Source organism: Phaeobacter sp. CC-HEC084 (assembly GCF_059429255.1).
Map to the genome: position 1 here is coordinate 268091 of NZ_JCAIJQ010000004.1, position 23351 is coordinate 291441.

Annotated in this window: 19 protein-coding genes; 7 read left to right on the forward strand and 12 right to left on the reverse strand. The window is 62.6% G+C overall.

What is annotated here, in order from left to right:
- Positions 1-162: 162 nt before the first annotated feature.
- Complete coding sequence (gene polA, locus AC5SSZ_RS15260; protein WP_495438628.1) at positions 163-3000, forward strand: DNA polymerase I; 2838 nt, start codon at positions 163-165, stop codon at positions 2998-3000.
- Positions 3001-3115: 115 nt separating this feature from the next.
- On the opposite strand, the gene AC5SSZ_RS15265 is transcribed toward polA, so the two are convergent.
- The 6 genes from AC5SSZ_RS15265 to AC5SSZ_RS15290 form a co-directional block, all read right to left on the reverse strand.
- Positions 3116-3421: a 4a-hydroxytetrahydrobiopterin dehydratase gene (locus AC5SSZ_RS15265; RefSeq protein WP_274830390.1), complete on the reverse strand. Its 306-nt coding sequence runs from the start codon at positions 3419-3421 to the stop codon at positions 3116-3118.
- Positions 3418-4605, reverse strand: a complete 1188-nt coding sequence (locus AC5SSZ_RS15270) for a GNAT family N-acetyltransferase (protein ID WP_495438629.1) — start codon at positions 4603-4605, stop codon at positions 3418-3420. Before AC5SSZ_RS15270 ends, AC5SSZ_RS15265 begins: the two co-directional genes overlap by 4 nt.
- Before the next feature lie 45 nt (positions 4606-4650).
- On the reverse strand, positions 4651-5424 hold the full coding sequence (locus AC5SSZ_RS15275) for a glycerophosphodiester phosphodiesterase family protein (protein WP_495438631.1): 774 nt from the start codon (positions 5422-5424) through the stop codon (positions 4651-4653).
- A complete protein-coding gene (locus AC5SSZ_RS15280) occupies positions 5421-5879 on the reverse strand; it encodes a RidA family protein (protein ID WP_495438633.1) in 459 nt (152 codons plus the stop codon). Before AC5SSZ_RS15280 ends, AC5SSZ_RS15275 begins: the two co-directional genes overlap by 4 nt.
- A gap of 93 nt (positions 5880-5972) precedes the next feature.
- On the reverse strand, positions 5973-7277 hold the full coding sequence (locus AC5SSZ_RS15285; protein WP_274835591.1) for an HlyD family type I secretion periplasmic adaptor subunit: 1305 nt from the start codon (positions 7275-7277) through the stop codon (positions 5973-5975).
- Complete coding sequence (locus tag AC5SSZ_RS15290; RefSeq protein WP_495438634.1) at positions 7274-9007, reverse strand: type I secretion system permease/ATPase; 1734 nt, start codon at positions 9005-9007, stop codon at positions 7274-7276. The genes AC5SSZ_RS15285 and AC5SSZ_RS15290 overlap by 4 nt, the downstream gene beginning before the upstream one ends.
- A gap of 188 nt (positions 9008-9195) precedes the next feature.
- Between AC5SSZ_RS15290 and AC5SSZ_RS15295 the strand changes: the two genes are divergently transcribed.
- Positions 9196-9960 (forward strand): MlaA family lipoprotein, encoded by a 765-nt coding sequence (locus tag AC5SSZ_RS15295; protein WP_065271665.1) that lies wholly within the window; start codon positions 9196-9198, stop codon positions 9958-9960.
- A 3-nt stretch (positions 9961-9963) separates the two neighbouring features.
- Positions 9964-10551, forward strand: a complete 588-nt coding sequence (locus AC5SSZ_RS15300) for an MlaC/ttg2D family ABC transporter substrate-binding protein (RefSeq protein WP_065271666.1) — start codon at positions 9964-9966, stop codon at positions 10549-10551.
- Positions 10552-10744: 193 nt separating this feature from the next.
- Here AC5SSZ_RS15300 and AC5SSZ_RS15305 read toward each other — a convergent pair whose 3' ends face one another.
- Positions 10745-12991 carry a transglycosylase domain-containing protein gene (locus tag AC5SSZ_RS15305; RefSeq protein ID WP_495438637.1) on the reverse strand — a complete coding sequence of 749 codons (2247 nt, stop codon included), beginning with the start codon at positions 12989-12991 and terminating at the stop codon, positions 10745-10747.
- A 269-nt stretch (positions 12992-13260) separates the two neighbouring features.
- Here AC5SSZ_RS15305 and AC5SSZ_RS15310 point away from each other — a divergent pair, with 269 nt between their 5' ends.
- Together AC5SSZ_RS15310 and amt are read left to right on the forward strand one after the other, a co-directional pair.
- The gene (locus AC5SSZ_RS15310; RefSeq protein WP_065271668.1) at positions 13261-13599 is read left to right on the forward strand and encodes a P-II family nitrogen regulator; all 339 of its coding nucleotides are present in this window, start codon (positions 13261-13263) and stop codon (positions 13597-13599) included.
- A gap of 25 nt (positions 13600-13624) precedes the next feature.
- On the forward strand, positions 13625-14944 hold the full coding sequence (gene amt / locus AC5SSZ_RS15315) for an ammonium transporter (RefSeq protein ID WP_495438641.1): 1320 nt from the start codon (positions 13625-13627) through the stop codon (positions 14942-14944).
- Positions 14945-15444: 500 nt separating this feature from the next.
- Here amt and AC5SSZ_RS15320 read toward each other — a convergent pair whose 3' ends face one another.
- From AC5SSZ_RS15320 to AC5SSZ_RS15340, 5 genes are all read right to left on the reverse strand, one after another.
- The gene (locus AC5SSZ_RS15320) at positions 15445-16629 is read right to left on the reverse strand and encodes an amino acid aminotransferase (RefSeq protein ID WP_495438643.1); all 1185 of its coding nucleotides are present in this window, start codon (positions 16627-16629) and stop codon (positions 15445-15447) included.
- Entirely contained in the window at positions 16629-17480 is an 852-nt protein-coding gene (gene sseA / locus AC5SSZ_RS15325; protein WP_495438645.1) for a 3-mercaptopyruvate sulfurtransferase, read from the reverse strand. Before sseA ends, AC5SSZ_RS15320 begins: the two co-directional genes overlap by 1 nt.
- Positions 17481-17672: 192 nt before the next feature.
- Positions 17673-18149, reverse strand: coding sequence for an SsrA-binding protein SmpB (gene smpB, locus AC5SSZ_RS15330; protein ID WP_065271673.1), 477 nt, complete (start codon positions 18147-18149; stop codon positions 17673-17675).
- A gap of 43 nt (positions 18150-18192) precedes the next feature.
- Positions 18193-19062 (reverse strand): DMT family transporter, encoded by an 870-nt coding sequence (locus tag AC5SSZ_RS15335; protein ID WP_274868302.1) that lies wholly within the window; start codon positions 19060-19062, stop codon positions 18193-18195.
- A 121-nt stretch (positions 19063-19183) separates the two neighbouring features.
- Positions 19184-19786, reverse strand: coding sequence for a helix-turn-helix domain-containing protein (locus AC5SSZ_RS15340; protein WP_368948472.1), 603 nt, complete (start codon positions 19784-19786; stop codon positions 19184-19186).
- Positions 19787-19910: 124 nt separating this feature from the next.
- Here AC5SSZ_RS15340 and AC5SSZ_RS15345 point away from each other — a divergent pair, with 124 nt between their 5' ends.
- Complete coding sequence (locus AC5SSZ_RS15345) at positions 19911-21092, forward strand: benzoate/H(+) symporter BenE family transporter (protein WP_495438648.1); 1182 nt, start codon at positions 19911-19913, stop codon at positions 21090-21092.
- Positions 21093-21203: 111 nt separating this feature from the next.
- Positions 21204-23048, forward strand: a complete 1845-nt coding sequence (gene ilvD / locus AC5SSZ_RS15350; RefSeq protein ID WP_495438650.1) for a dihydroxy-acid dehydratase — start codon at positions 21204-21206, stop codon at positions 23046-23048.
- Positions 23049-23351 lie beyond the last annotated feature (303 nt).

The following is a 23351-nucleotide window of genomic DNA, read 5'->3' on the forward strand; positions in this document are numbered from 1 at the left end:
CCCGCCCCTCCCCGGCAAAAGGGAAGCGGGCCGTCCTTATCCATGCGCCGCAATCCTGCTGATTGCCCGGCTTTGCGGAAACTCCAATTGCCCTTGGCCATCGGATCACCGATAACCCGAAAACAGAACACGAACAGTTTCCCGGGAAGGAGCGCGACAGTCATGAGCGGTACGCAATTCGGCAAAGGCTGCCATCTTCACCTGATCGACGGCTCGGCCTTCATTTTCCGGGCCTACCACGCGCTGCCGCCACTGACGCGAAAATCGGACGGGCTGCCAATCGGCGCAGTTGCTGGCTTTTGCAACATGCTGGTGAAATACATCGAGACCAATACCGGCCCCGATGCGCCCACCCATGTGGCAGTCATCTTCGATCACTCGGGCAAGACCTTCCGCAACGATCTTTATGATCTTTACAAGGCCAACCGCCCGCCTGCGCCCGAAGACCTGCGTCCGCAGTTCCCGCTGACCCGCGACGCCACCCGTGCCTTCAACATCGCTTGCAAGGAGATCGAAGGTTTCGAAGCCGACGACATCATCGCCACCCTGGCCCATCAGGCACGCGATGCGGGCGGGCGCTGCACCATCATTTCCTCGGACAAGGACCTGATGCAGCTGGTCGGCGGCGGCGTCGAAATGCTGGACGCGATGAAGAACAAACGCATCGACAGCGACGGCGTGATGGAAAAATTCGGCGTCGGCCCCGACCGGGTGGTCGATGTGCAGGCACTAGCAGGTGACAGCGTCGATAACGTCCCCGGCGCGCCAGGCATCGGGATCAAGACCGCCGCGCTGCTGATCAATGAGTTCGGCAGCCTTGATGAGCTGCTGGACCGCGCCGAAGAAATCAAACAGCCCAAGCGCCGCCAGACCTTGATCGAGAAACGCGACCAGATCGAACTGTCGAAAAAGCTGGTGCAGCTGGACTGCGACATGACGCTCGACTTTTCGCTTGATGATCTGGAACTGCGCGAACCCGATCCGGATACGGTACTGAATTTCCTGACCGAGATGGAATTTCGCACCCTCAGCGCCCGGATGGCCAAGCAGATGGGCCGCGAAGCGCCGGTGATCCCCGATCCCACCGCTACCCCCGCTGCGGCAGCAGAGGACGATCCGGCAGAGGCCGTGCCTTTCGACGCCGAAAAATACGAATGCGTGCGCGATGCCGAGGCGCTGCAGGTCTGGATCGACCGGATCCGGGGCCGCGGCTGGGTTGCCTTTGACACCGAGACCACCGGCCTCAATGAAATGACCGCCGATCTGGTAGGTGTATCCCTTTGCGTTGAGCCGGGCGAAGCCTGCTATATCCCCCTCACCCACAAGGCCGAGGCAGGCAGCGACGATCTTTTTGGATCGGATGCCTTGGCCGAGGGCCAGATGGATTTCGACACGGCACTTTCGATGCTGAAACCGGTGCTTGAGGATCCCGCGATTCTCAAGATCGGCCAGAATATGAAATACGATGCCAAGATCATGGCCCGCCAACGCGGAGCGGGCTTTGCGGATGGCATCACCGTGGCACCCTATGACGACACCATGCTGCTGTCATACTCCCTGCACGGGGGGGAGCACGGGCACGGTATGGACACGCTGGCCGAACGGTACCTCGATCACACGCCGATCCCGATCAAGCCTCTCTTGGGCACAGGCAAATCCGCGATCACATTCGACCGGGTGCCGATTGCCGATGCCGTGCCTTACGCAGCCGAGGACGCCGATATCACCCTGCGCCTGTGGAAGACGTTCAAGCCGCAGCTGCACCGCGAAAAGGTCACCACCGTCTATGAAACGCTGGAACGGCCCCTGTCGCCGGTGCTGGCCCGGATGGAGCGCCACGGCATCAAGGTGGATCGCGACACGCTGAGCCGCATGTCCAACGCCTTTGCCCAGAAGATGGCGGCGCTGGAGGATGAGATCCACACCCTCGCCGGTGAAAGCTTCAACGTCGGCAGCCCGAAACAGCTGGGCGAGATCCTGTTCGACAAGATGGGCATCGAAGGCGGCAAGAAAGGCAAGACCGGCGCCTATGCCACCGGCGCCGATATCCTGGAAGAACTCGCCACCGAGCACGAGCTGCCCGCGCGGGTGCTGGACTGGCGGCAATTGTCGAAGCTGAAATCGACCTATACCGACGCGCTACAGGATCACATCAACCCGGAAACCGGGCGGGTGCACACATCCTACGTGCAGACCGGCGCCAACACCGGACGCCTCGCCTCGGCCGATCCGAACCTGCAGAACATCCCCGTCCGCTCCGAGGAAGGCCGCCGCATCCGCGAGGCATTCGTGGCGGAGACCGGCAACAAGCTCCTATCCCTCGACTACAGCCAGATCGAACTTCGCATCCTCGCCCATGTGGCCGATATCGGCACCCTGAAACAGGCCTTTGCTGATGGGCTGGACATTCACGCCATGACCGCCTCCGAGGTCTTTGACGTGCCGCTGGACGAGATGACACCGGACATCCGCCGCAAGGCCAAGGCGATCAACTTTGGCGTCATCTACGGCATCTCGGGATTTGGCCTGGCGCGCAACCTGCGCATCCCACGGGCAGAAGCGCAGGGCTTCATCGACCGCTATTTCGAACGTTTCCCCGGTATCCGAAAATACATGGACAGCACCGTGGAATTCGCCAAGGAGCACGGCCACGTGCAGACCCTGTTCGGGCGCAAGATCCACACGCCCGAGATCAACGCCAAGGGACCGCGCGCCGGTTTTGCCAAACGGGCTGCGATCAACGCGCCCATCCAGGGCACCGCCGCCGACGTGATCCGCCGCGCCATGGTCCGGATGCCGGATGCCATCGCCCACCTGCCCGCCAAGATGCTGTTGCAGGTGCACGACGAACTGATCTTCGAGGTGCCCGAGTCGGCAGTGGAGGAAACCACCGAAACCGCCCGCCGCGTCATGGAAAGCGCCGCAGATCCGGCGGTGCATCTGGATGTGAAACTGACCGTCGATGCCGGGACAGGGGACAACTGGGCCGAAGCCCACTAAGCGCGCCCCTGTTCCAACCCGATCCCAGGCCTAGAGGTACCCCCGGCTGCCAAGCAGCCGGGGGTATATCTTTCAGTTACTGGCTTTTTACCTGCAGGCTGGGTTGGCCGCGCGCCTACTCAACCCGGCCAAACAGAGCATCCATCTTGCGTGCCAGTTTGGCATCCTGCGCGCTGAGGCCGCCCACGTCATGGGTGGTCAGAACCACCCAGACCCGGTTGTAGATATTGCGCCACTCCGGATGGTGGTTCCACTTTTCCGCCCAGATGGCCGCGCGGGTCATCCAACCAAAGGCCTCGTCAAAGCCTGCGAACAGGTAGACCTTGGTGATGGCATCCCGCCCTTCCACCATGCTCCAGCCCGCAGCGAACAGCGGATCCAGCAGCGGGCCACGGGTGGCCTCGGAGAGTTTCTCGGTCATTCCTGTTCCTCCACTTGTGCCTTTCGGAACGGACCATAATCGGTAAGGATCTCGATCTCTTCCTCGACCGCGGCCCGCTCGGCCTCCAGATAGCGTTGTACCGCATCTGCGAACCCGGGATCACCAATCCAATGCAGGCTGTGCGTCTGCGTCGGCAAATAACCGCGCGCCAGCTTGTGCTCACCCTGCGCGCCGGCCTCGACCCGCTTCAGCCCCATCGCGATGGCCTGTTCAATCGCCTGATAATAGCACAGTTCGAAATGCAGGAACGGGTGATGCTCGATGCAGCCCCAGTAGCGGCCATAGAGCGTCTCACGACCGATGAAGTTCAGCGCCCCTGCAACTGGGTGCCCGTCCCGTTCGGCCAGCACCAGCAGCATATCATCCGCCATGACCTCATGCGCGATATCGAAGAAGGCGCGGCTGAGGTAGGGAGAGCCCCATTTACGGCTGCCGGTGTCCTGATAGAACTCCCAGAAGGCATCCCAGTGTTCGGGGCGCAGATCAGCGCCAGTGTAACAGGCGATCTCACCGCCAAACGCCTGCGCCTGCCGCCGTTCCTTGCGCAGGGTCTTTCGCTTGCGCGACGACAGGGCCGCAAGGAAATCGTCGAAATCGGCATAATCGTCGTTCAGCCAGTGATATTGCTGGGTGGCGCGGCTCATCAATCCGATTTCGGAACCGATCTGCGATTCCTCCTCGGTGCAGAAGGTCACATGCAGCGAAGAGACGTGATTGTCCGCCGCCAGTTGCACCGCGCCCTGCACCAGCGCCGAATGGCCGATGCCCTCGGCCCCCGGGCGCACCAGCAGGCGGCGACCGGTTGCGGGGGTAAAGGGCACCGCGATCTGCAGCTTGGGATAATAACGCCCGCCCGCCTGTTCATAGGCATGGGCCCAGTTGTGATCGAAGATATATTCGCCCTGGCTGTGCGATTTGGCATAAAGCGGCGCGCAGGCGATCAACTGCCCGTCCTGATAGGCGGTCAGATATTGCGGCTGCCAGCCGGTGCCGCGCCCAACTGATCCGCTTTGCTCCAGCGCCAGCAGGAACCGATGGGTGGTAAAGGGATCGAGCGGGCGCCCGCCCTCTGCTGCCTCGGGGCAGGCGCAGGCGTCCCAGTCCCCGGCAGCGATCTGCGACAGGGCCTCCAGAACCTGAATTTCGATCCGTGCCTGATCCATGCGGCCTCCTTTACTCATCAGTATCTGGCCCCTGTCCGGGGCGGATCAAGACGGCAGCGGGGAAAGATAATTCTCAAAGGTCACATTGTCAGCATAGCTGCGCGCCTCCGCCTCTTCGGCAGGCGAGGTTATGGTCCAGCACAGCACCGGAACCCCGGCATCGCGCAGCGCCTGCACCCGGGGCCGGGCCAGATCGCTGGCTTCGTGGCTGATGAAACAGGCCTCTGCCCGGTCAAAATCCGGGATATTGCGCAGATCGTTGCAGACCGCGCGGGGCAGTTCAGGCCATTCTTCGGGCACATAGGCGCTGGTGACGATGCCGCGCGCGATATGAGGCGCCAGACGCGCCAGTTCGGCCACGGAATGCGGGTTGAAAGACATCAGTGCCACCGGCCCCTCATAGCCCTGCAAGGTCGCCACGGCGGCCTGTTCCAACGCCCCCACGTTCGCGCCCATCTGACCGTCCTGATCCTTGATCTCGATCAGCAGCGGCGCCTGCCCGGCCACCAACTGCAGCACTTCGGCGAAATCCGGTATGCATTCGCCATCGCCGCCGCTGAGTGGGATCTGGCGCAGCGCCTCTGCCGTGCGGGCCCGGACCGGGCCGGTCTCTTCGGTCAGGCGCTCAAGCGTGTCATCGTGAAACACCATCGGCTGGCCGTCGGCAGAGAGTTGCAGATCGATCTCGATCGCATAGCCCGCCGCGATGGCCGCGCGGATCGCCGCGCGGCTGTTTTCAGGTCGCCCCGCCGCCAGATTGTGCAGCGCGCGATGCGCCACCGGCAGCTTCAGGAACGGGGCCGGTAGTGCGGGCCTCATTTGATCTGGAACACCGCGTCGATTTCAACAGCAACGCCGAGCGGCAGAGAGGGGCTGCTGACGGTGGAGCGCGCGTGCCGACCGGCATCGCCAAGCGCCGCCACCAGGAAATCGGAGGCACCGTTCACCACCTGCGGCTGCTGGGTGAAATCGGCGGTGGAATTGACAAAGGCGCCCAGTTTCACGACCCGCACCAGACGCTCCAGATCACCGCCGCAAGCCGCCTTCAACTGTGCCAGAAGCGCGATGGCGCAGCGTTTTGCCGCCGCCTGACCGGCCTCGACCTCCATGTCATCGCCAAGGGTGCCGGTAATCAGCCCGCCTTCATCCGCCGAAATCTGACCGGAGACATAAACCATGTCCCCTGCCACGACGTAGGGCACGTAGTTTGCCGCCGGTGCCGGGGCTTCGGGCAGGGTAACGCCCAGTTCTGCAAGTTTGGCTTCGATGCTCATGACGGCTGTCCTCCAGATCACTGTTTGGAGGCGACGCTAGCGCCGAAGCAGGCCGCCGAAAAGAGCAAAACGCTCTGTCGGCGGCCCGCGTGATCAGGTTTCGCGGAAGGCCTTGACGAAATAATCGCTCAGCGGTTTCAGCAGATAGGCCATGGGCGAATGATCCTTGGTGCGGATATAGCTTTCCACCGGCATGCCCGGGATAAGGGCGGTATCCGCAGGCAGTCTTTCCAGCTCGCCTTCGTTCAACTCGATCTCGGCGCGGTAGTAAGAGACCCGCGTGCCTTCGTCCTCAAAAGCGTCAGCAGAGACCTGCGTCACCTTGCCGAAGAGTTCCGGGGTCTGGCGCTGATCCAGCGCCGAGAAGCGCAGCGTCACCGACTGACCGACAAAGATCTGATCAATATCCGTCGGCACCACCTGCACCGCGATCACCAACGGCCGGTCTTGCGGCACCAGATACAGCACCGGCTCTGCCGGGCGGATCACCGAGCGCGGCGTGTGGACCTGCATGCCATAGACAACGCCCGAGACCGGCGCGGTGATATCCAGCCGGTTCAGCCGCTCCAGAACCGAGCGGCGTGTTTCGGCCAACTCCAGCTCCTGATAGCGCAGATCGCGCAGACGGGTGATCGCCTCTTCCCGCTGGCGGGATCCCAGCGTCAGGATCTGAATGTCGATTTCGGTAATACGGCCTTCGGCTTGGGCCTGATTGGCCAGAAGCTCCCCCAGAGAGCCGCTGAGGTTCGCCTCGGTGCGGCGCAGGTTCAGAACCGTGCCGGCCTGCGCCAGCCCGCGCTCCAGCAGGGTCTGCTGGTTCTTCAGCTCTTCGCCAATCAGCTCCAGCTGAACCCGCATGGAATCCTGCTGCGCCTTGATGCCGACGATCTGATCGTTGATCTGGGCGCGACGTTTCTCCAGTTGCTCGATCTCGCGGGCAGTGGAATCCCGGCGGGCCAGGAACAGACGCTGCTGCCCCTCCATAAGGTCGCGCACCTCGGGCCGCTCGGGGGCCAGAGCCACCAGTTCGGCGTCAAACGTGATTTCATCCGCCTCGTCGCGCTCGGCCTCAAGCCGCCCACGGCGGGCCATCATCTCGAACAGCTGGCCTTCGGTGATCACCAGCCGCGAGTGCAGTTCGGCCGCATCAAGACGCAGCAGCGTTTCACCGGCGGCAACGGTATCGCCTTCGTCAACCAGGATTTCCGAAACGATGCCTCCATCCAGATGCTGAACCACCTGACGGTTGCGATCCACCTCAATCCGGCCGGTCGCCACAACTGCGCCCGCGATCGAGGACATCACCGCCCAGGTTCCAAACCCACCGACCAGGATCAGTAGTCCAAGAAGCCCGATGGCCAGCGGACGCCGGGCGGACCAGTCTTTTTCTACGCTCATTGTACACCTCCGGGGGCCCGTGCCTTGCGGATCGTCTGATGGTTTGCGACCATTTCCTGCAGTACCTTGTCCTTGGGACCAAAGGCGGTCTGTACGCCCTGGTCGATCACTAGCAGCAGATCGCATTCCTGAATGGCCGCTGGACGGTGGGCCATAATCATCACCGATTTTCCTTCGGCCTTGAGCTGTTTGATCGCCTGATTGAGCGCCACCGATCCGTCATTGTCGAGGTTCGAATTGGGCTCGTCCAGAATGACGAAAACCGGATCATCATAAAGCGCGCGCGCCAAAGCAACCCGCTGCATCTGACCGCCGGACAGACGCCCTCCACCGGAAGAAACCGCGGTGTCATAGCCGTCAGGCAGCTTGACGATCATATCATGCGCGGCAGCCTTTTTGGCGGCGGCAACAACCTTTTCGGCATCAGGCTCCTGAGACAGCCGGGCAATGTTCTGGGCGATGGTGCCGTCAAACAGCTGTACCCGCTGCGGCAGGTAACCGATGTGGCGGCCCAGAACGTCCGGCGCATATTGATCAATGGAAGCCCCATCCAGCCGCACCGTGCCTGCCGCCGGGCGCCAGGCCCCGGTCAGCGCCTTGGCCAGGGTGGATTTGCCCGATCCCGACGGGCCGATCACGCCGATGGCCTGTCCCGGTTGCACCCGGAACGACACGTTGCGCAGCTGCGCTTTGTTGTCACCGGGCGGCACCACCGCCAGCCCCTGCACCTCGAGCAGCGCCTTGGGCTGCGGCAGCGCGGTGCGCTCCTGTTCCGGCGGCACCTTGGCCAGAAGTTCGCCGAGGTTGCTCCAGCCTTTCATGGCGCGCTGCACCATGGGCCACTGACCGAGACCCAACTCGATCGGGGCCAGCGCCCGTCCCATCAGGATCGACCCGGCGATCATCGCCCCGGGGGTCATCTCGCCCTGCAGCACCAGATAGGCGCCCAGCCCCAGCATCGCCGATTGCAGAAACAATCGCAGCGTCTTGGTGAGGGTGGTGAAGCCGCCGCCGGTGTCATTGGCCGCGATATTGTCCTTCAGCGCGGCCGAACGCGCCTTCTGCCAGCGCTGGAAGGCGGCGCCGCGCATCCCCATCGACTGGATCATCTCCGCCTCGGTGCGGATTTCCTCGGACATCAGGTTGGCCTTGTGCCCCGACACGTTTGCTTTTTGCAGCGGTGTGCGGCTTAGCAGCTGGTTCAGAAGAGCAATTCCGATCAGCACCGCCCCGCCACCCAGCGCCAGCAGGCCGAGCCAGGGGTGAAACAGAGCGATCCCCGCCAGGAACACCGGTGTCCACGGCAGGTCGAAAGCAGCGCCCAGAACCGGCGAGGAAATCAGCCGCTGGATGGATTCCAGATCGCTGAGGCCGGTCTGGGCGACCGGGTCGCGCGCCACCGCCGAGCGGCGGATCATGGCATCGAACACCCGCTGGTCCAGCGCCGCCTGGAACCGGGCCCCGGCCCGGGCCAGGATCCGGCCACGGGCGTAATCCAGAAGACCCATCATGCCGTAAAGGAACACCACCAGGAGCGACAGGGCCACCAGGGTTGCTTCTGAGCGGCTGCCCAGGACCCGGTCATAGACCTGCATCATATAAAGCGGGCCGGTCAGCATCAGCATGTTCACGAAAAAGCTGAAGACTCCGGTAGACCAGAAAAGCCCACGGTTGCGGCGACGCACATACCGAAGCTCATCAAATCCCGGTTTTATATTTTTTTCCTTCATCTCTGGTTCCAATACCTGTTCAAGCGCGCCTGTTCATACTAAAGCAGGGCAGCGAGCTGCCCGCAGAAAACCTGTTCCAATTCTGCTACAGTTTCACAATCAAGGCCTTCAAAGGGTGGGAAGCAGAAGGATTCCCAATAAGTGCGCACGGTGTGCTCCAAATTTGGACCAAGGGAAACCCAGACCCGATGACTTTTTTTACGCGATCATTTGCAACGCTCTCTGCCCTGCTTGTTTCCGCCCTGCTTTTGGCTGGCTGCGCGACACAGGATCCGGCGGCAAAAGCTGCGGGCGAAATCTTCGATCCCTATGAAAATACGAACCGGGCGGTGCATCGGTTCAACCTTGGCCTTGACCGAGTGGCTTTCCGTCCGGCCTCCAAAGGCTATGTCGCGATCGTCCCCGACCCCATGGTCACGAGCTTTTCACATTTTGCTGAGAACCTCTCGATGCCGGGTCAGGCCGTGAATGCGCTACTTCAGGGCAACCTCAAGGAATCCGGGATCGCGCTGGCGCGGTTTGCCATCAACACCATCGTCGGCGTCGGCGGCCTCGGCGATCCGGCCAGTGCCTTTGACATTCCGCCGGTCGATACCAATTTCGGTGAAACGCTGCACGTCTGGGGCGTTGGCGAAGGCGCCTATGTGGAACTGCCGGTTTACGGTCCTTCAACAACCCGTGACGCGGTGGGCATCGCCGTTGATTTTTTCACCAATCCCATTTCCTTTGCTGAGCATAATCCAGCCGACAACATCGGTGTCTACGCAGAGATCGTGCGTCGGCTTGGAGACCGTGGAAGATATTCTGATACCGTGGATTCGATTCTCTACGAAAGCGCCGACAGCTATGCGCAGGCCCGTCTGATCTACCTTCAGAACCGCCGATTTGAGCTGGGCGAAAGCAGTGAAATCACAGAGATCGATCCGTTTGAACTGGATACCGAAGGGTTTTGAACGATGAACCGCCGTATGTTTCTTGCCGCAGCTGGCGCTGCAACCATCACCGCGCCCAGTGCGCTCTGGGCTTTGAACGAAAACTCGGCCAGCCGGTTGATCGACAATCTTGTCACTGACATCAATCGCGTCATTGCCTCGGGCAAGTCCGAAAATGCCATGTACCGCGATTTCGAGCGGATCTTTGGCCAGTACAGCGACACCTCTTATATTGCCGCCTATGCGATGGGCGTCGACGCTCGCCGCGCCTCGGCAGCGCAGAAACGGGCCTTCTCTGACGCCTTTCAGGGCTATATCTCGCGCAAGTATGGGCAGCGGTTCCGTGAATTCATCGGCGGTCGCCTCGAGGTTACCGGTGTGAAGCGCGTCAAGAAATGGTTCGAGGTAAGCACCACCGCCTATCTCAAGGGGCAGGCGCCGTTCGAAGTAACCTTCCTGGTCTCCAACCGCTCCGGCAAGGATCTGTTCTTCAACATGTATATTGAGGGCGTAAACCTTCTGCTGACCGAACGGACCGAGATCGGCGCCATTCTCGACCGCAACCGCGGCGACATCGACAAGATGATCTCAGAGCTGAAACGCCTCAGCTGATCCCTGCCCGCGCCGCGCAATGCGCGGCGCACGGCCCAACGGCTGCGGCGGCCCGGCAGGGCAGCAACAGCGGGCGGGAGCCGCTCCCTGCCCCTTTTCACTATGATCCACTGTTTTGCCTTGCCTGTGGTCGCGCATTGCGGCTGCACGAGTCGCCGCGACCTCTTCCCGCCAGCCTGCCAGAGGCGCCAACTCAGTTGCCGAAGATATCCCTCAGGATGCCATCCACCGCGCGGCCTAACTCCTGACCAATCCGGGGGCCGCGACGCTGATCCCTGTCTGAGGGTTGCGGCGTGGGCAATGGATCCGGCGCCTGCATCGGCAGCGGCTTCGGCTCCAGGCCCTCGTGCACCCGCACCATCGCCTCGTGCCAGATCTCGGCCGGTAGCCCGCCTCCGGTCACACCGGTCAGCGGCGTGTTGTCGTCATAGCCCATCCAGACCCCGGCGACGTAATCCGCCGTGAAGCCAATGAACCAGGCGTCCCGCGCCGCCTGGGTGGTGCCGGACTTACCCGCCGCCTGCCAGCCAGGGATCTGCGCCCGCCGTCCGGTGCCTTCGGCGATCACCTTTTCCATCATCCAGACCAGTTGCTGCGCCGCCTTGGTGCGGATTACCCGCTCTCCCATACCGCCGCTGGAGCCCATCAGCGGTTCGCTGTCTTCCACAAGGCTCAGCGAGGTCACCCCATAGGGCGTCACCGAAGAGCCGCCGTTGAGGATCCCGGCATAGGCGCCGGTCATGTCCAGAAGCGTGCTTTCCGAAGCGCCAAGCGCCAGCGCCGGACCTTCAGCCATCTCGTTGTCGATGCCGAAATCGCCGGCCACCCGGCGCACCAGATCGCGGCCCACCGCTTCGGAAATCTTCACCGCAGGAATATTCAGCGAATCCCGCAGCGCCTGAGTCAGGGTGATTTCGCCGTAGTATTTGCGGGTATAATTCTGCGGGCACCATTCGCCCGATCCCGGAATATCCATGCAATAAGGCGCATCCAGCACCCGGTCGAGCGGCGAATACCCCAGTTCCAGCGCGGTGGCATAGACAAAGGGTTTGAAGGCCGAGCCGGTCTGCCGTTTCGCCTGTGTGGCGCGGTTGAAGACGCCGGACACCCGCGTCTTGCGCCCGCCCACCATGGCGCGGACCGCGCCATCGGCGCTCATCACCACGATGGCGGCCTGGGCCTTTGACCCTTCGCGCACCTTGTTTTCGAACACATGATCCACCGCGCCTTCGACGGCTTTCTGCAGGCGCTGATCCAATGTGGTGCGGATCACCACGTCCTCGGTGGTCTGATCGCCGAAATAGCTGGGGATCGTATCCATTACCCAATCGGCGAAATATCCCCCGGCCCGCGCCTCGGCAGCTTCGCTCAGCTCGGCGGGGTGGCTTTGCGCGTATTGGGTTTCCTTGGCTGTCAGATAGCCCTGTTCGTTCATCAGGCGCAGCACGGTGGCGGCGCGGTCCTGCGAGCGTTTGAGATTATTGGTCGGCGCCAGCGAAGACGGCGCGGTCAGAAGACCGGCGATCATCGCACCCTCAGCCGCGTTCAGCTGGTTCGCAGATTTGCCGAAATAGCGCTGCGCCGCCGCCTCGGCCCCATAGGCGCCGCCGCCCATATAGGCCCGGTTCATATAGATCGAGAGAATCTCGTCCTTGGTGTATTTGGCCTCCATCGCCATGGCGTAGACCGCCTCGGTCGCCTTGCGCCAAAGGGAGCCCTGACGGCAATCGGCCTCATAGGCGCGCTCGCTTTCCCAGACCTCGGGGTCATAGACCTCGCCAAGGCATAGCAGCTTCGCCGTCTGCTGGGTGATGGTCGAGCCGCCATGTCCGGACAGTGGACCGCGCCCTTCGCTCAGGTTGATGCGCACCGCGCTGGCAATCCCGCGCGGCGAGACGCCGAAATGACGGTAGAACCGCTTGTCCTCGGTGGCGACCACCGCGTTCCTCAGGTGTTTCGACACGGTCTGCGTGGTGACGACGCCGCCAAACTGATCCCCGCGCCAGGCAAAGACCTCTCCCTTTGCATCCAGCAGGGTGACCGAGCCACGCGCCCGCCCATCCAGCAGCTGCGTCACCTCGGGCAGCTTCATGTATTGATAGCCGACCGCCAGGGCGACGATGCCAGTGCAGATCAGCCCGACGCGCCAGGTAAAGCCCCAGACCAGACGCAGCAGCCAGCGAAACGGCGCCAGCAGAGTCCCGATCAGCCCGCGTTTGCGTTTGGGGGCTGGTTTGCGCGTCGCTGCCGACTTTTTCCGCGGCGCAGCCTTCTTGGGCGCTGCGGCAGGTTTGCGGCGCCCGAAGAGAAACCCAAAGATCCCACCACCAGAGCTGCCTTTTCGTGCGCCCCGGCGCGCGGGCTTTGCCCCTTTGCCGGACCTGCTTTTGGGATAGCGTTTATCCGCCACCAGCGGCTTGCGCCCTGATCCTTGTGCCATGTCAGTATCCTGCCAGTGTCCTGCCCGGTTTGCCCGTTTTGGCGACAATAAACCGATCCCACTGCTTTGTAGAGGGGCAGTTTTGCCGGAAACTCCCTCCTCAAAACGCTCAAAATGCAGGCATTGACCACTTTTTAAGCAAAATAATTAGGCCAGAGGCCGCCATTCCGCCCTGCAAACAGGCTCTTCCGGTTCCCCCGACTCGGGGTGGCCGCTTTGCTGCAGGTGCGAATGGAGCGGCCTAAGTGGTCCAGAAATAGGGTGTCGAGATGAAAATGATCATAGCAGCCATCAAACCCTTCAAACTCGAGGAGGTCCGCGAAGCGCTGACCGGAATCGGCGTTTCAGGTCTGATGGTGACGGAAATCAAAGGCTTTGGAGCCCAGGCGGGCCACACGGAAATCTACCGTGGTGCGGAATACGAAGTGAACTTCGTCCCCAAGGTCAAACTGGAAATCGTGGTGCCAGGGGAGCTGGCGGATCAGGTGGTCGACACCATTTCGTCCACCGCCCGCACCGGCAAGATCGGCGATGGGAAGATCTTTGTCCTGGATGTGGCACAGGCCGTGCGGGTGCGCACCGGCGAAACCAACCTCGAGGCGCTTTAAGCGTCCATTTCGGAGGAAAATACAGATGCGTAAACTGAAACTCTCTCTTGCCGCCACGGCCTTTGCCGCCCTTCCGGGCCTGGCACTGGCGCAGGACGCGGCAGCAGAAACCCCCGACATCAACCCCTATATCTTTACCACCCTGCTGTTCCTGATCGGTGGCTTCCTGGTGTTCTGGATGGCCGCAGGCTTTGCCATGCTCGAAGCAGGCCTGGTGCGTTCCAAGAACGTGACCATGCAGCTGACCAAGAACATCGCGCTGTTCTCGATCGCGGCCATCATGTACTGGCTGATCGGTTTCAACCTGATGTACCCCGGCGACTGGGTAATCTCCGGCGTGATGGGCCCCTGGTTCTCCGTCACCTCGCTTGAACCGGTTGGTCTGGCGGCAGCAGATGCCTCGCTCGACTATGCCTCGGTTGGCTCTGACTTCTTCTTCCAGCTGATGTTCTGCGCCACCACCGCCTCGATCGTCTCCGGCACCCTGGCCGAGCGTATCAAGCTGTGGCCCTTCCTGATCTTCGTCGCAATCCTGACCGGCGTCATCTACCCGATCGAAGCCTCCTGGCAGTGGGGCGGCGGCTTCCTGTCTGAAATGGGCTTCTCCGACTTCGCCGGCTCCACCCTGGTGCACGCTGCAGGCGGTTTCGCAGCCCTGGCAGGCGCTCTGATCCTCGGCCCGCGTATCGGCAAGTACAAAGACGGCAAAACCATCCCGATGCCCGGCTCCAACCTGGCTCTGGCGACCCTGGGTACCTTCATCCTGTGGCTCGGCTGGTTCGGCTTCAACGGTGGCTCGCAATTGGCGATGGGCACCGTGGGCGATGTGACCGACGTGTCGCGCATCTTCGCCAACACCAACATGGCTGCCGCCGCTGGTGCTGTCGCTGCCCTGCTGCTGACCCAGGTCATGTTCAAGAAGCCCGACCTCACCATGACCCTGAACGGCGCCCTGGCCGGTCTGGTGTCGATCACCGCGGGTCCGCTTGATCCCTCGCTGTTCGGCGCGCTCTGGATCGGTGCCGTCGGTGGTGTGATCGTGGTCTTCGTTGTGCCGATGCTGGACAAGCTGAAGATCGACGATGTGGTCGGCGCCATCCCGGTGCACCTGGTCGCAGGCTTCTGGGGCACCTTCGCGGTCCCCTTCTACACCGAAGGTACCTCCTTCGTGACCCAGATCACCGGCTTCGTTGCCATCGGCGCCTTCACCTTCATCGTCTCCGGCATTGTCTGGCTGATCCTGAAGGCAACCATGGGCATCCGCGTCACCGAAGAAGACGAGATCAACGGTCTCGACATGGCGGAACTGGGCATGGAAGCCTATCCGGAGTTCAAGGCAGGCTAAACCCAGCCTCCTGACACAGATCTAGGAACGCGGCCTCTCGGGGCCGCGTTTTTCTTTGCCTAGTCCCCTTTCCCCCAGCATCGAGTGAACCCTCCCGCCCGCTCCGGCACAGTCATAGACTGTCCCTTTGCGGTTGGGCCCGGCGCCGCTGACGCGGCGCCTGCTGCTCTCATCTGCCGCCAAAGCCCCGCCCATCAAAGCGCACCGCGGGTCAAGGGCCGCACCAGCGGCCTCGCGCAAGGCGCGAGGTTCCCTTGAGGCGCGGTGCGCTGCTGTTCACAATGGTCAGGGCGTGTTTGAGGGCAGACCTGCCCTTAAACCGCTTCTCAGCGAAATCCCTTGCGCCGCGTCAGCGGCGCCAGGCCCAAACCCGCCAAGGGGTCTTGCCAGAGGCAAGGCACCTGCGGGCGCGGGAGCCCCTGCCCCATGACAGTAACACAAAAAAACGCGCCCCACTCGGGAGCGCGTTTGACTCTTCACATCATTGTTTGTCGCGGCGCTCAGACGCCCGCGTCGATGATCGCCTTGGCCAGCAGCGGCACCGTGGTCTTGTTGAGACCCGCGATATTCATGCGGCTGTCGCCGACCATGTAAATGCCATTGTCGACACGCATCTTCTCGACCAGCTCGGGCGTGGTCCCGAGCAGCGAGAACATACCCCGGTGCTGCGCGATAAAGCCGAAGCGGTCCGAGCCGCTCAGGCGCTGCAGCTCATCCGCCAGCTGCTGACGCAGGCCCAGCATGCCCAGACGCACCTCTTCCAGCTCGGATGCCCAATCGGCGCGCAGGGCGTCGTCGTTCAGGATCATCGTCACCAGGCGCGCGCCGTGATCCGGCGGGAAAGAGAAGTTCTGCCGGTTGAGGAAGGCCAGCGTGCCCTGGTTCAGCGCCTGGGCGCTGCCGTCCTGGCTAACCGCCATCAGAAGGCCGGTGCGTTCGCGGTAGATGCCGAAATTCTTGGAGCAGCTTGCCGCGATCAGGCATTCGGGCGTCTGGTCAGCCACCATGCGCACACCCGCTGCGTCTTCTTCCAGACCGTCGCCAAAGCCCTGATAGGCAATGTCGATCATCGGGATCAGACCGCGCGCGTTCAGAAGGTCGATCACCTCCTGCCACTGGGTGGTGTTGAGGTTGGCACCGGTGGGATTGTGGCAGCAGCCGTGCAGCAGCACCACGTCGCCCTTCTCGGCGCCCTTCAGATCCTCGATCATCCCGTCGAAGTTCACGCCGCGGGTTTCGCGGTCGAAATAGCGGTAGGTGACGGTCTCGATGCCAACGTATTTCAGGATCGAGATGTGGTTCGGCCAGGTCGGGTCCGACACGAAGACGCGCGCCTTGGGGTTGGCCATCTTGATCAGCTCGAACGCCTGGCGCACGGCACCGGTGCCGCCGGGGGTGGCGGCGGCGGCAATGTTTCCACGCGCCACGCTATCACCCAGGATCAGTTTGATCATGACATCGGCATAGCCGGGATCACCCGCGAGGCCAGTATAGGCCTTGGTGGTTTCTTCTTCCCACAGCTTGTGCTCGGCGGCCTTGATCGCGCGCATCACCGGGGTGACGCCCTCGGCGTTCTTGTAGACACCGACACCAAGGTCGATCTTATCCGCGCGCGGGTCCTCGCGGTACATCTGCATCAGCGCCAGGATCTTGTCCGCTGGCTGGGGTTTCAGGGTCTCGAACATCAGTTCTCTCCGGTTGCAACGGGTAGGGTCGGGAAGGCGCCCCATTCTGCCCAGGATCCATCATAAAGCGCGTGATCGGTCTTGCCGATGCGCTCCAGTGCCAGGCTGAGAACGGCGGCGGTCACACCCGAGCCGCAGGTGGTGATGGCAGGTTTCGCAAGGTCGACACCGGCCCCTTCAAAGGTGGCGCGAATGCCGTTTGCGTCTTTCAGGGTGCCATCGGGGTTCAATAGGGTCACATAAGGCACGTTCTTCGAGCCGGGGATATGGCCCGAGCGCAGCCCTTCGCGCGGTTCCGGGACCTCGCCGCGGAACCGTTCGGCAGCGCGGGCGTCGATGATTTCATGATCGCCCAGCTTGGCGGCCGCAGAGACCTGCGTCACATCGCGAACCAGCTGGTTCTGCACCCGCACGGTCATGTGGCGGTCGCGGATCATCGGCGGCAGGTCTTCGACCGGATGCCCCTCAGCCTTCCATTTCGGCAGACCGCCATCCAACACCGCGACATTCATCTGCCCCATCAACCGGAACAGCCACCAGACACGGGCCGCCGATTTCAGGCCCGCGCCGTCATAGACCACCACCTGATGACCGTCGCCTACGCCCATCGCGCGCAGGCGCGACATGAATTTCTCGACCGGGGGCACCATATGGGGCAGCTCCGAGCGGTGGTCCGAAATATCATCGATATCAAAGAAACGCGCGCCGGGGATATGGGCCGCGTCATATTCCGCCTTGGGATCGCGGTTCTCATTGGGCAGATACCATGACCCGTCCAGAATCCTGAGATCGGGATCCTTCAGATGGGCTGCCAGCCATTCGGTTGACACAAGAGTTTTCGGATCATCCATCAAAAACGCCTCCCCTCAGGTTCGCTGGCGCATGGGTACAGCCCACCGCACGGAGTCGCAAGAGAAGCGGCTGTTCCGGTACAATATTTCCCTGATACATGCACCAAACGTGGTGCCGTGGCGACAAACGGCCCGCCCGGCCTGCCTCATTCCCGTCCCGAAGCATGGTTCCGGCAGCGCAGGGTATTGGCGTCAGCGCGCGTCCTTCAGCAGCCGCTGTTTCTGGCGCGACCAGTCGCGTTTGGCCTGGGACTCGCGCTTGTCGTGGTTCTTCTTACCCTTGGCGATGCCGATCTTCATCTTCGCCATGCCCCGATGGTTGAAGTAGAGCACCAGCGGAACCAGGGTCATGCCCTTGCGCTGCGTCGCATTCCACAGGCGTGCCAGCTCCTTGCGCGAGACCAGCAGCTTACGGCGGCGACGCTCCTCGTGCTTGAACACCTTGGCCTGCGCATATGGCGCGATATAGGAGTTCACCAGCCACAGCTCCCCGTCGTCGACGGTCGCATAGGATTCAGCGATATTGGCCCCCCCGGCGCGCAGGGATTTCACCTCCGACCCCTCAAGAACGATCCCGCATTCGAGATCTTCCTCAATCGCGTAATCGAACCGCGCCCGGCGGTTCTCTGCAATCACTTTGTAGTTCGGGTCTGATTTCTGCTTGGCCATGGCAGGCAGATGTAAGCGCGCCCGGGACCGGACGCAAGATGACTCAGGCTTTGCGGCTGCGGATCAAGGTAAAGACACCACTGGCCACGATCACCGCACTGCCAATCAGCGTCAGCGTATCGGGCCGCTCGCCAAAGACCAGGATGCCCAGCACCATGGCAAAGACCAGCCGTGTATAACGGAAGGGCGCCACCACCGAGATTTCGCCCAGCCGCATGGCGCCGGTCAGCGCCCCATAGGCGATCACGCCGATTACCGTGGCACAGGCCACATCCAGCCAGACACCCGGATCGGCCAGCGCCCCGTCACCCAGCCCATCAAGCCCGGTCCAACCCAGCGCGATGACCCCGGCCACTGCCAGCATGGCAAAACCCAGCATACCGAGCTGGCTGTTGTGCATCGACACATGCGCCGCCCGCGTTGCCAGATCGCGCCCGGCAAAGCCCAGCGTTCCAGCCACGGCGAACAGCGAGGCGGGTTCAAAGCCGCTGACCCCAGGGCGCAGGATGATCAGCACACCGGCAAAGCCGACCAGAATCGCCAGCCAGCGCCGCCAGCCCACGGTTTCGCCAAAGAACACCACCGCGCCTGCCGCGACCACCAGCGGCGTCGCCTGCAGAATGGCCGAGGCCGAGGACAGCGGTGTCAGCGCAAGGGCCAGGGTAAAACACAGGCGCCCAACGACCTCTGAAAGAGAGCGCAGCAGCATCACGCGCGTGCAATAGGCCGGGTGCCACAAGGCCTGCCCCTGCGCACGTGCCACCAGTGCAAACAGCACCATACCGCCAAGACCAAAGAAAACCAGAATCAGCCCGACCGGCAGCGCCTGCGCCGCTGATTTGATGAACATATCCTCCAGCGCAAAGGCCCCCATGGCCAGCACCATCAACAGGCTGCCGCGCAGCGTTTCCATCGGTGCCTCCCCCAATCGGCTTTTACGTCCCTGCCAAAGCCCTAGTCACAAGGTGAGACTTCGGCAAGCACTGCCGTGTCCCCTCTTACGGAATTGTGACCTTTGCGGGCGCAGGACCTGGTCAGCCAGTCGGATCCGGTCTGCGATAATGGTGCATGTTGAGAAAGGCCGCCCCGTCCGGCCCGGCACGGTACCCATGGGGCTGATCGGCCGCAAAGCGCAGCCCCTCCCCGACGTCGAGCCGCACCCAAGCCCCATCGCTCAGCACTTCCACAGGCCCTTCGAGCACAAAGACCTCTTCGGTCACGCCCGCGTCATGCGCCTGGGACTGGTGGCACTGATCCGGCCGCAGGCGCACGTGAAAGGTCTCGGCCCCGAGGTTGGGATCAAAGGGAAAGACGATCTTGACCGCGATACTGCCGGGAAACTGCACCGTGCGGAACACGCTCTCGCCCAGAACCTTGGGCTGACTGCTATCCTCGATCAAGGCGGTCAGCGGCAGGTGAAACCCCTTGGCGATCTTCCAGAGCGTGGCGATGGTCGGGCTGGATTCACCTCGTTCGATCTGCCCCAGCATCGCCTTGGAGACCCCAGTCACCTCAGCCGCCCGCGACAGGCTGAAACCGGCCTCGGCCCGGATCTGCTTCAGATTCTGCGAAATCTTGTCTTCACTTACCGGCGGGGACGCGGGGCTTACAGGCGGGGACGCGGGCTGCGTTGGCATCGGTCTGTCGATCTCTTCAAAAAAGGGCTTGTGCGTTATAGCGCACAGAAGATAATGTGCGCTATAACGCACAAACTGACCCTACAAGAGCCCGACGCCCGGGAAAACCCCATTCAGGATCCCCATGATGCCGCAGCTGAAACTCTCTCATATCACGGCAGGCGCCGTCGCCGTTCTGGTCGGGTACACCAGCTCGGTGGCGATCATCTTTCAGGCCATCGCGGCGCTGGAGGCAAATCAGGCGCAGGCCAACAGCTGGCTTCTGGTCCTCGGGCTTGGCATGGGGATCACCAGCCTGATCCTGTCGCTGTGGTTCCGCCTGCCGGTTCTGACCGCCTGGTCCACGCCGGGCGCCGCCCTTCTGGCGGTGGGCGGTGGCGCGACCACCCTGCCCGAGGCCACGGGCGCCTTTCTGTTCTGCGCCGCCTTGCTGACGCTCACCGGCCTCACCGGCTGGTTCGAGAGGCTGGCACGGCTGATCCCCGATACGCTGGCCAATGCGCTTTTGGCCGGGATCCTGTTCCGCTTTGGGCTGGAGGCGTTCACTTCGCTTGAAGAAGACGTCTGGCTGGTCGCGGTGATGGGTGCGGTCTTTTTGATCGGCAAGGTCTATGCACCGCGCTACACGATCCCGCTGGTTCTGCTGGCGGGTGTCACCTGGGCCGCCGCAACCGGCAGCTTCGGCGACCTGCAGCAGCTGAACCTGACTCTCGCCACCCCCGAGGCGGTGATGCCCGAATTCACCCTCTCGGCACTGATCGGCCTTGGACTACCGCTCTATATCGTGACCATGTGCTCCCAGAACATGCCCGGCGTGGTGACCCTGCGCAGCGCAGGTTACGTTCCGCCGGTTTCGGCCGCACTGACGGTGACCGGGATCGCCTCGCTGATCCTGGCGCCCTTTGGCGGCTATGCCTTCAACCTCGCCGCCATCACCGCTGCCATCTGCGCCGGACCCGAAGCGGATGAGGATCCGGACACCCGCTACCTCGCCGTGGTGGCCGCTGGGGTGATCTATTGCGCCGTGGGGCTGGGCGGCGCTGCCGTGATTTCCCTGTTCCTGATCGCACCGCACGCGCTGGTCGCCACCATTGCAGGCCTTGCGCTCTTGTCGACCATCGGCAACGGGCTGTCCCATGCGCTGACCCCGACCGAAGGGCGCGAGGCGGCACTGCTGTGTTTCATGGGCACGGTATCGGGCATCAGCTTTCTTGGGATCGGAGCCCCCTTCTGGGCCCTGCTGATCGGCCTGGTCTGTCACCTCACGCTAAGCCGCCCGTCGGTGACATTCAGAAAACCCGCATAACCCATTCCGCAACCGCCCCGGAAATCGGAGCAAAATAACCAAAATCGCCCCTCAGTTATTGCGTTTGTTTCGCGAATCATGTCCCTGAGGGTAAAAAGGGGAAATAGCCACATGCCAATGTACCGATCCAGAACCTCCACCCATGGACGCAACATGGCCGGCGCGCGTGGCCTTTGGCGCGCAACCGGTATGAAAGACGATGATTTCGGCAAGCCGATCATCGCCATCGTCAACTCCTTCACCCAGTTCGTGCCAGGTCACGTCCACCTCAAGGATCTCGGCCAAATGGTCGCCCGCGAGGTCGAGGCCGCAGGCGGTGTTGCCAAGGAATTCAACACCATCGCGGTGGATGACGGCATCGCCATGGGCCATGACGGCATGCTCTACTCGCTGCCCTCGCGCGAGGTGATCGCGGATAGCGTGGAATATATGGTCAACGCCCATTGCGCTGATGCCATGGTCTGCATCTCCAACTGCGACAAGATCACTCCGGGCATGCTGATGGCTGCCATGCGTCTCAATATCCCGGTGATCTTCGTCTCCGGCGGCCCGATGGAAGCGGGCAAGATCGACATCGCCGATCTGGATGCAAAGAAGATCGACCTCGTCGATGCCATGGTTGCCGCCGCCAGTGACACGCTGAGCGACGAACAGGTCCAGCATATCGAGGAAAACGCCTGCCCCACCTGCGGCTCCTGCTCGGGCATGTTCACCGCCAACTCGATGAACTGCCTGGCCGAGGCGCTGGGTCTTGCCCTGCCCGGCAACGGCTCGACCCTCGCGACCCACGCCGACCGCAAGCACCTGTTCCTTGAGGCGGGCCGCAAGATCGTCGACATCACCAAACGCCACTACGTGGGCGAGGAAAAGGGCCTGCTGCCGCGCGAAATCGCGACCTTCGAGGCCTTTGAAAACGCCATGAGCCTTGATATCGCCATGGGCGGCTCCACCAATACCGTGCTGCACCTCCTGGCCATTGCCAATGAAGGCAAGGTGGATTTCGACATGTCCGACATGGACCGGCTCAGCCGCAAGGTGCCGTGTCTCTGCAAGGTGGCCCCCAACATCGAAAACGTCCACATGGAAGACGTGCACCGCGCTGGCGGCATCTTCTCGATCCTCGGCGAACTCAGCCGCGCCGGTCTGTTGCACGATGACTGTTCCACCGTACACTCCAGCACCATGGGCGAAGCCATCGCCAAATGGGACGTCAAGGTCGCCAACAACCCCGAGGCCGAAGAGCTGTTCAAGGCGGCGCCGGGCGGCGTGCGCACGACCGAGGCCTTTTCGCAATCCAACCGCTACAAGGAGCTCGACACCGACCGGAAGGGCGGCGTCATCCGCTCGGTCGAAAACGCGTTTTCCAAGGATGGCGGCCTTGCTGTTTTGTTCGGCAATATCGCGCTCGATGGCTGCATCGTGAAAACCGCGGGCGTCGATGAAAGCATCCTGAAATTCACCGGCTCGGCCTATGTCTGCGAAAGCCAGGATCAGGCCGTCAGCGACATCCTGACCGGCAAGGTCAAGGAGGGCGATGTGGTGGTGATCCGCTATGAGGGCCCGCGCGGCGGTCCGGGCATGCAGGAAATGCTCTACCCGACCTCCTACCTTAAATCCAAGGGTCTCGGCAAAGCCTGCGCCCTCCTGACCGACGGGCGTTTCTCCGGTGGCACCTCGGGTCTCTCCATCGGTCACGTCTCCCCCGAAGCGGCCGAAGGCGGCGCCATCGGCCTCGTGCAGATGGGCGACACCATCGAGATCGACATCCCCAACCGCTCGATCCATCTGGCCGTTTCGGACGAGGAACTCGCCAGCCGCCGCGCCGCGCAAGAGGCCGCTGGCTGGAAACCGGCGAAACCGCGCAAGCGCAAAGTCTCCACCGCGCTCAAGGCTTACGCGATGCTGACCACCAGCGCCGCCAAAGGCGCCGTGCGCGCGCTGCCAGACGACGAGTAACCGCCTCTGAATGAATGACAAAGGCCCCTCGCCAACCCGGCTGAGGGGCCTTTTTCTTATCCGGCCTACTACCGCAGCATCAGCGGCCCGGGTCAAGGGCGGCCCGGCCGCCGCGCGGCACGCGCGGTTCACCCTTGACGCGCCCATCCCAAAGAAAATCGATAGGGCGCGTCAGGGCAAACCTGCCCCTGAACCGCTTCTCAGAAACCCCCTTCGCGCCGCGCCAGCGGCGCCAGGCCCAACCAGAGGACGGGCATTTTCAATGCCCGACGATGGGCGGGAGTACCCCCGTTTCTGCCAAAG

Coding starts and splice junctions, on each gene's coding strand:
- AC5SSZ_RS15280 (WP_495438633.1), bottom strand. CDS start 5,879: ATGAGCATCGAAGCCAAACTTGCAGAACTGGGCGTTACCCTGCCCGAA.
- AC5SSZ_RS15285 (WP_274835591.1), bottom strand. CDS start 7,277: ATGAGCGTAGAAAAAGACTGGTCCGCCCGGCGTCCGCTGGCCATCGGG.
- AC5SSZ_RS15320 (WP_495438643.1), bottom strand. CDS start 16,629: ATGTTCGAGACCCTGAAACCCCAGCCAGCGGACAAGATCCTGGCGCTG.
- AC5SSZ_RS15275 (WP_495438631.1), bottom strand. CDS start 5,424: ATGAGGCCCGCACTACCGGCCCCGTTCCTGAAGCTGCCGGTGGCGCAT.
- AC5SSZ_RS15345 (WP_495438648.1), top strand. CDS start 19,911: ATGATGCCGCAGCTGAAACTCTCTCATATCACGGCAGGCGCCGTCGCC.
- polA (WP_495438628.1), top strand. CDS start 163: ATGAGCGGTACGCAATTCGGCAAAGGCTGCCATCTTCACCTGATCGAC.
- smpB (WP_065271673.1), bottom strand. CDS start 18,149: ATGGCCAAGCAGAAATCAGACCCGAACTACAAAGTGATTGCAGAGAAC.
- AC5SSZ_RS15310 (WP_065271668.1), top strand. CDS start 13,261: ATGAAAATGATCATAGCAGCCATCAAACCCTTCAAACTCGAGGAGGTC.
- AC5SSZ_RS15270 (WP_495438629.1), bottom strand. CDS start 4,605: ATGGATCAGGCACGGATCGAAATTCAGGTTCTGGAGGCCCTGTCGCAG.
- amt (WP_495438641.1), top strand. CDS start 13,625: ATGCGTAAACTGAAACTCTCTCTTGCCGCCACGGCCTTTGCCGCCCTT.
- AC5SSZ_RS15335 (WP_274868302.1), bottom strand. CDS start 19,062: ATGGAAACGCTGCGCGGCAGCCTGTTGATGGTGCTGGCCATGGGGGCC.
- AC5SSZ_RS15295 (WP_065271665.1), top strand. CDS start 9,196: ATGACTTTTTTTACGCGATCATTTGCAACGCTCTCTGCCCTGCTTGTT.
- sseA (WP_495438645.1), bottom strand. CDS start 17,480: ATGGATGATCCGAAAACTCTTGTGTCAACCGAATGGCTGGCAGCCCAT.
- AC5SSZ_RS15300 (WP_065271666.1), top strand. CDS start 9,964: ATGAACCGCCGTATGTTTCTTGCCGCAGCTGGCGCTGCAACCATCACC.
- ilvD (WP_495438650.1), top strand. CDS start 21,204: ATGCCAATGTACCGATCCAGAACCTCCACCCATGGACGCAACATGGCC.
- AC5SSZ_RS15290 (WP_495438634.1), bottom strand. CDS start 9,007: ATGAAGGAAAAAAATATAAAACCGGGATTTGATGAGCTTCGGTATGTG.
- AC5SSZ_RS15305 (WP_495438637.1), bottom strand. CDS start 12,991: ATGGCACAAGGATCAGGGCGCAAGCCGCTGGTGGCGGATAAACGCTAT.
- AC5SSZ_RS15265 (WP_274830390.1), bottom strand. CDS start 3,421: ATGACCGAGAAACTCTCCGAGGCCACCCGTGGCCCGCTGCTGGATCCG.
- AC5SSZ_RS15340 (WP_368948472.1), bottom strand. CDS start 19,786: ATGCCAACGCAGCCCGCGTCCCCGCCTGTAAGCCCCGCGTCCCCGCCG.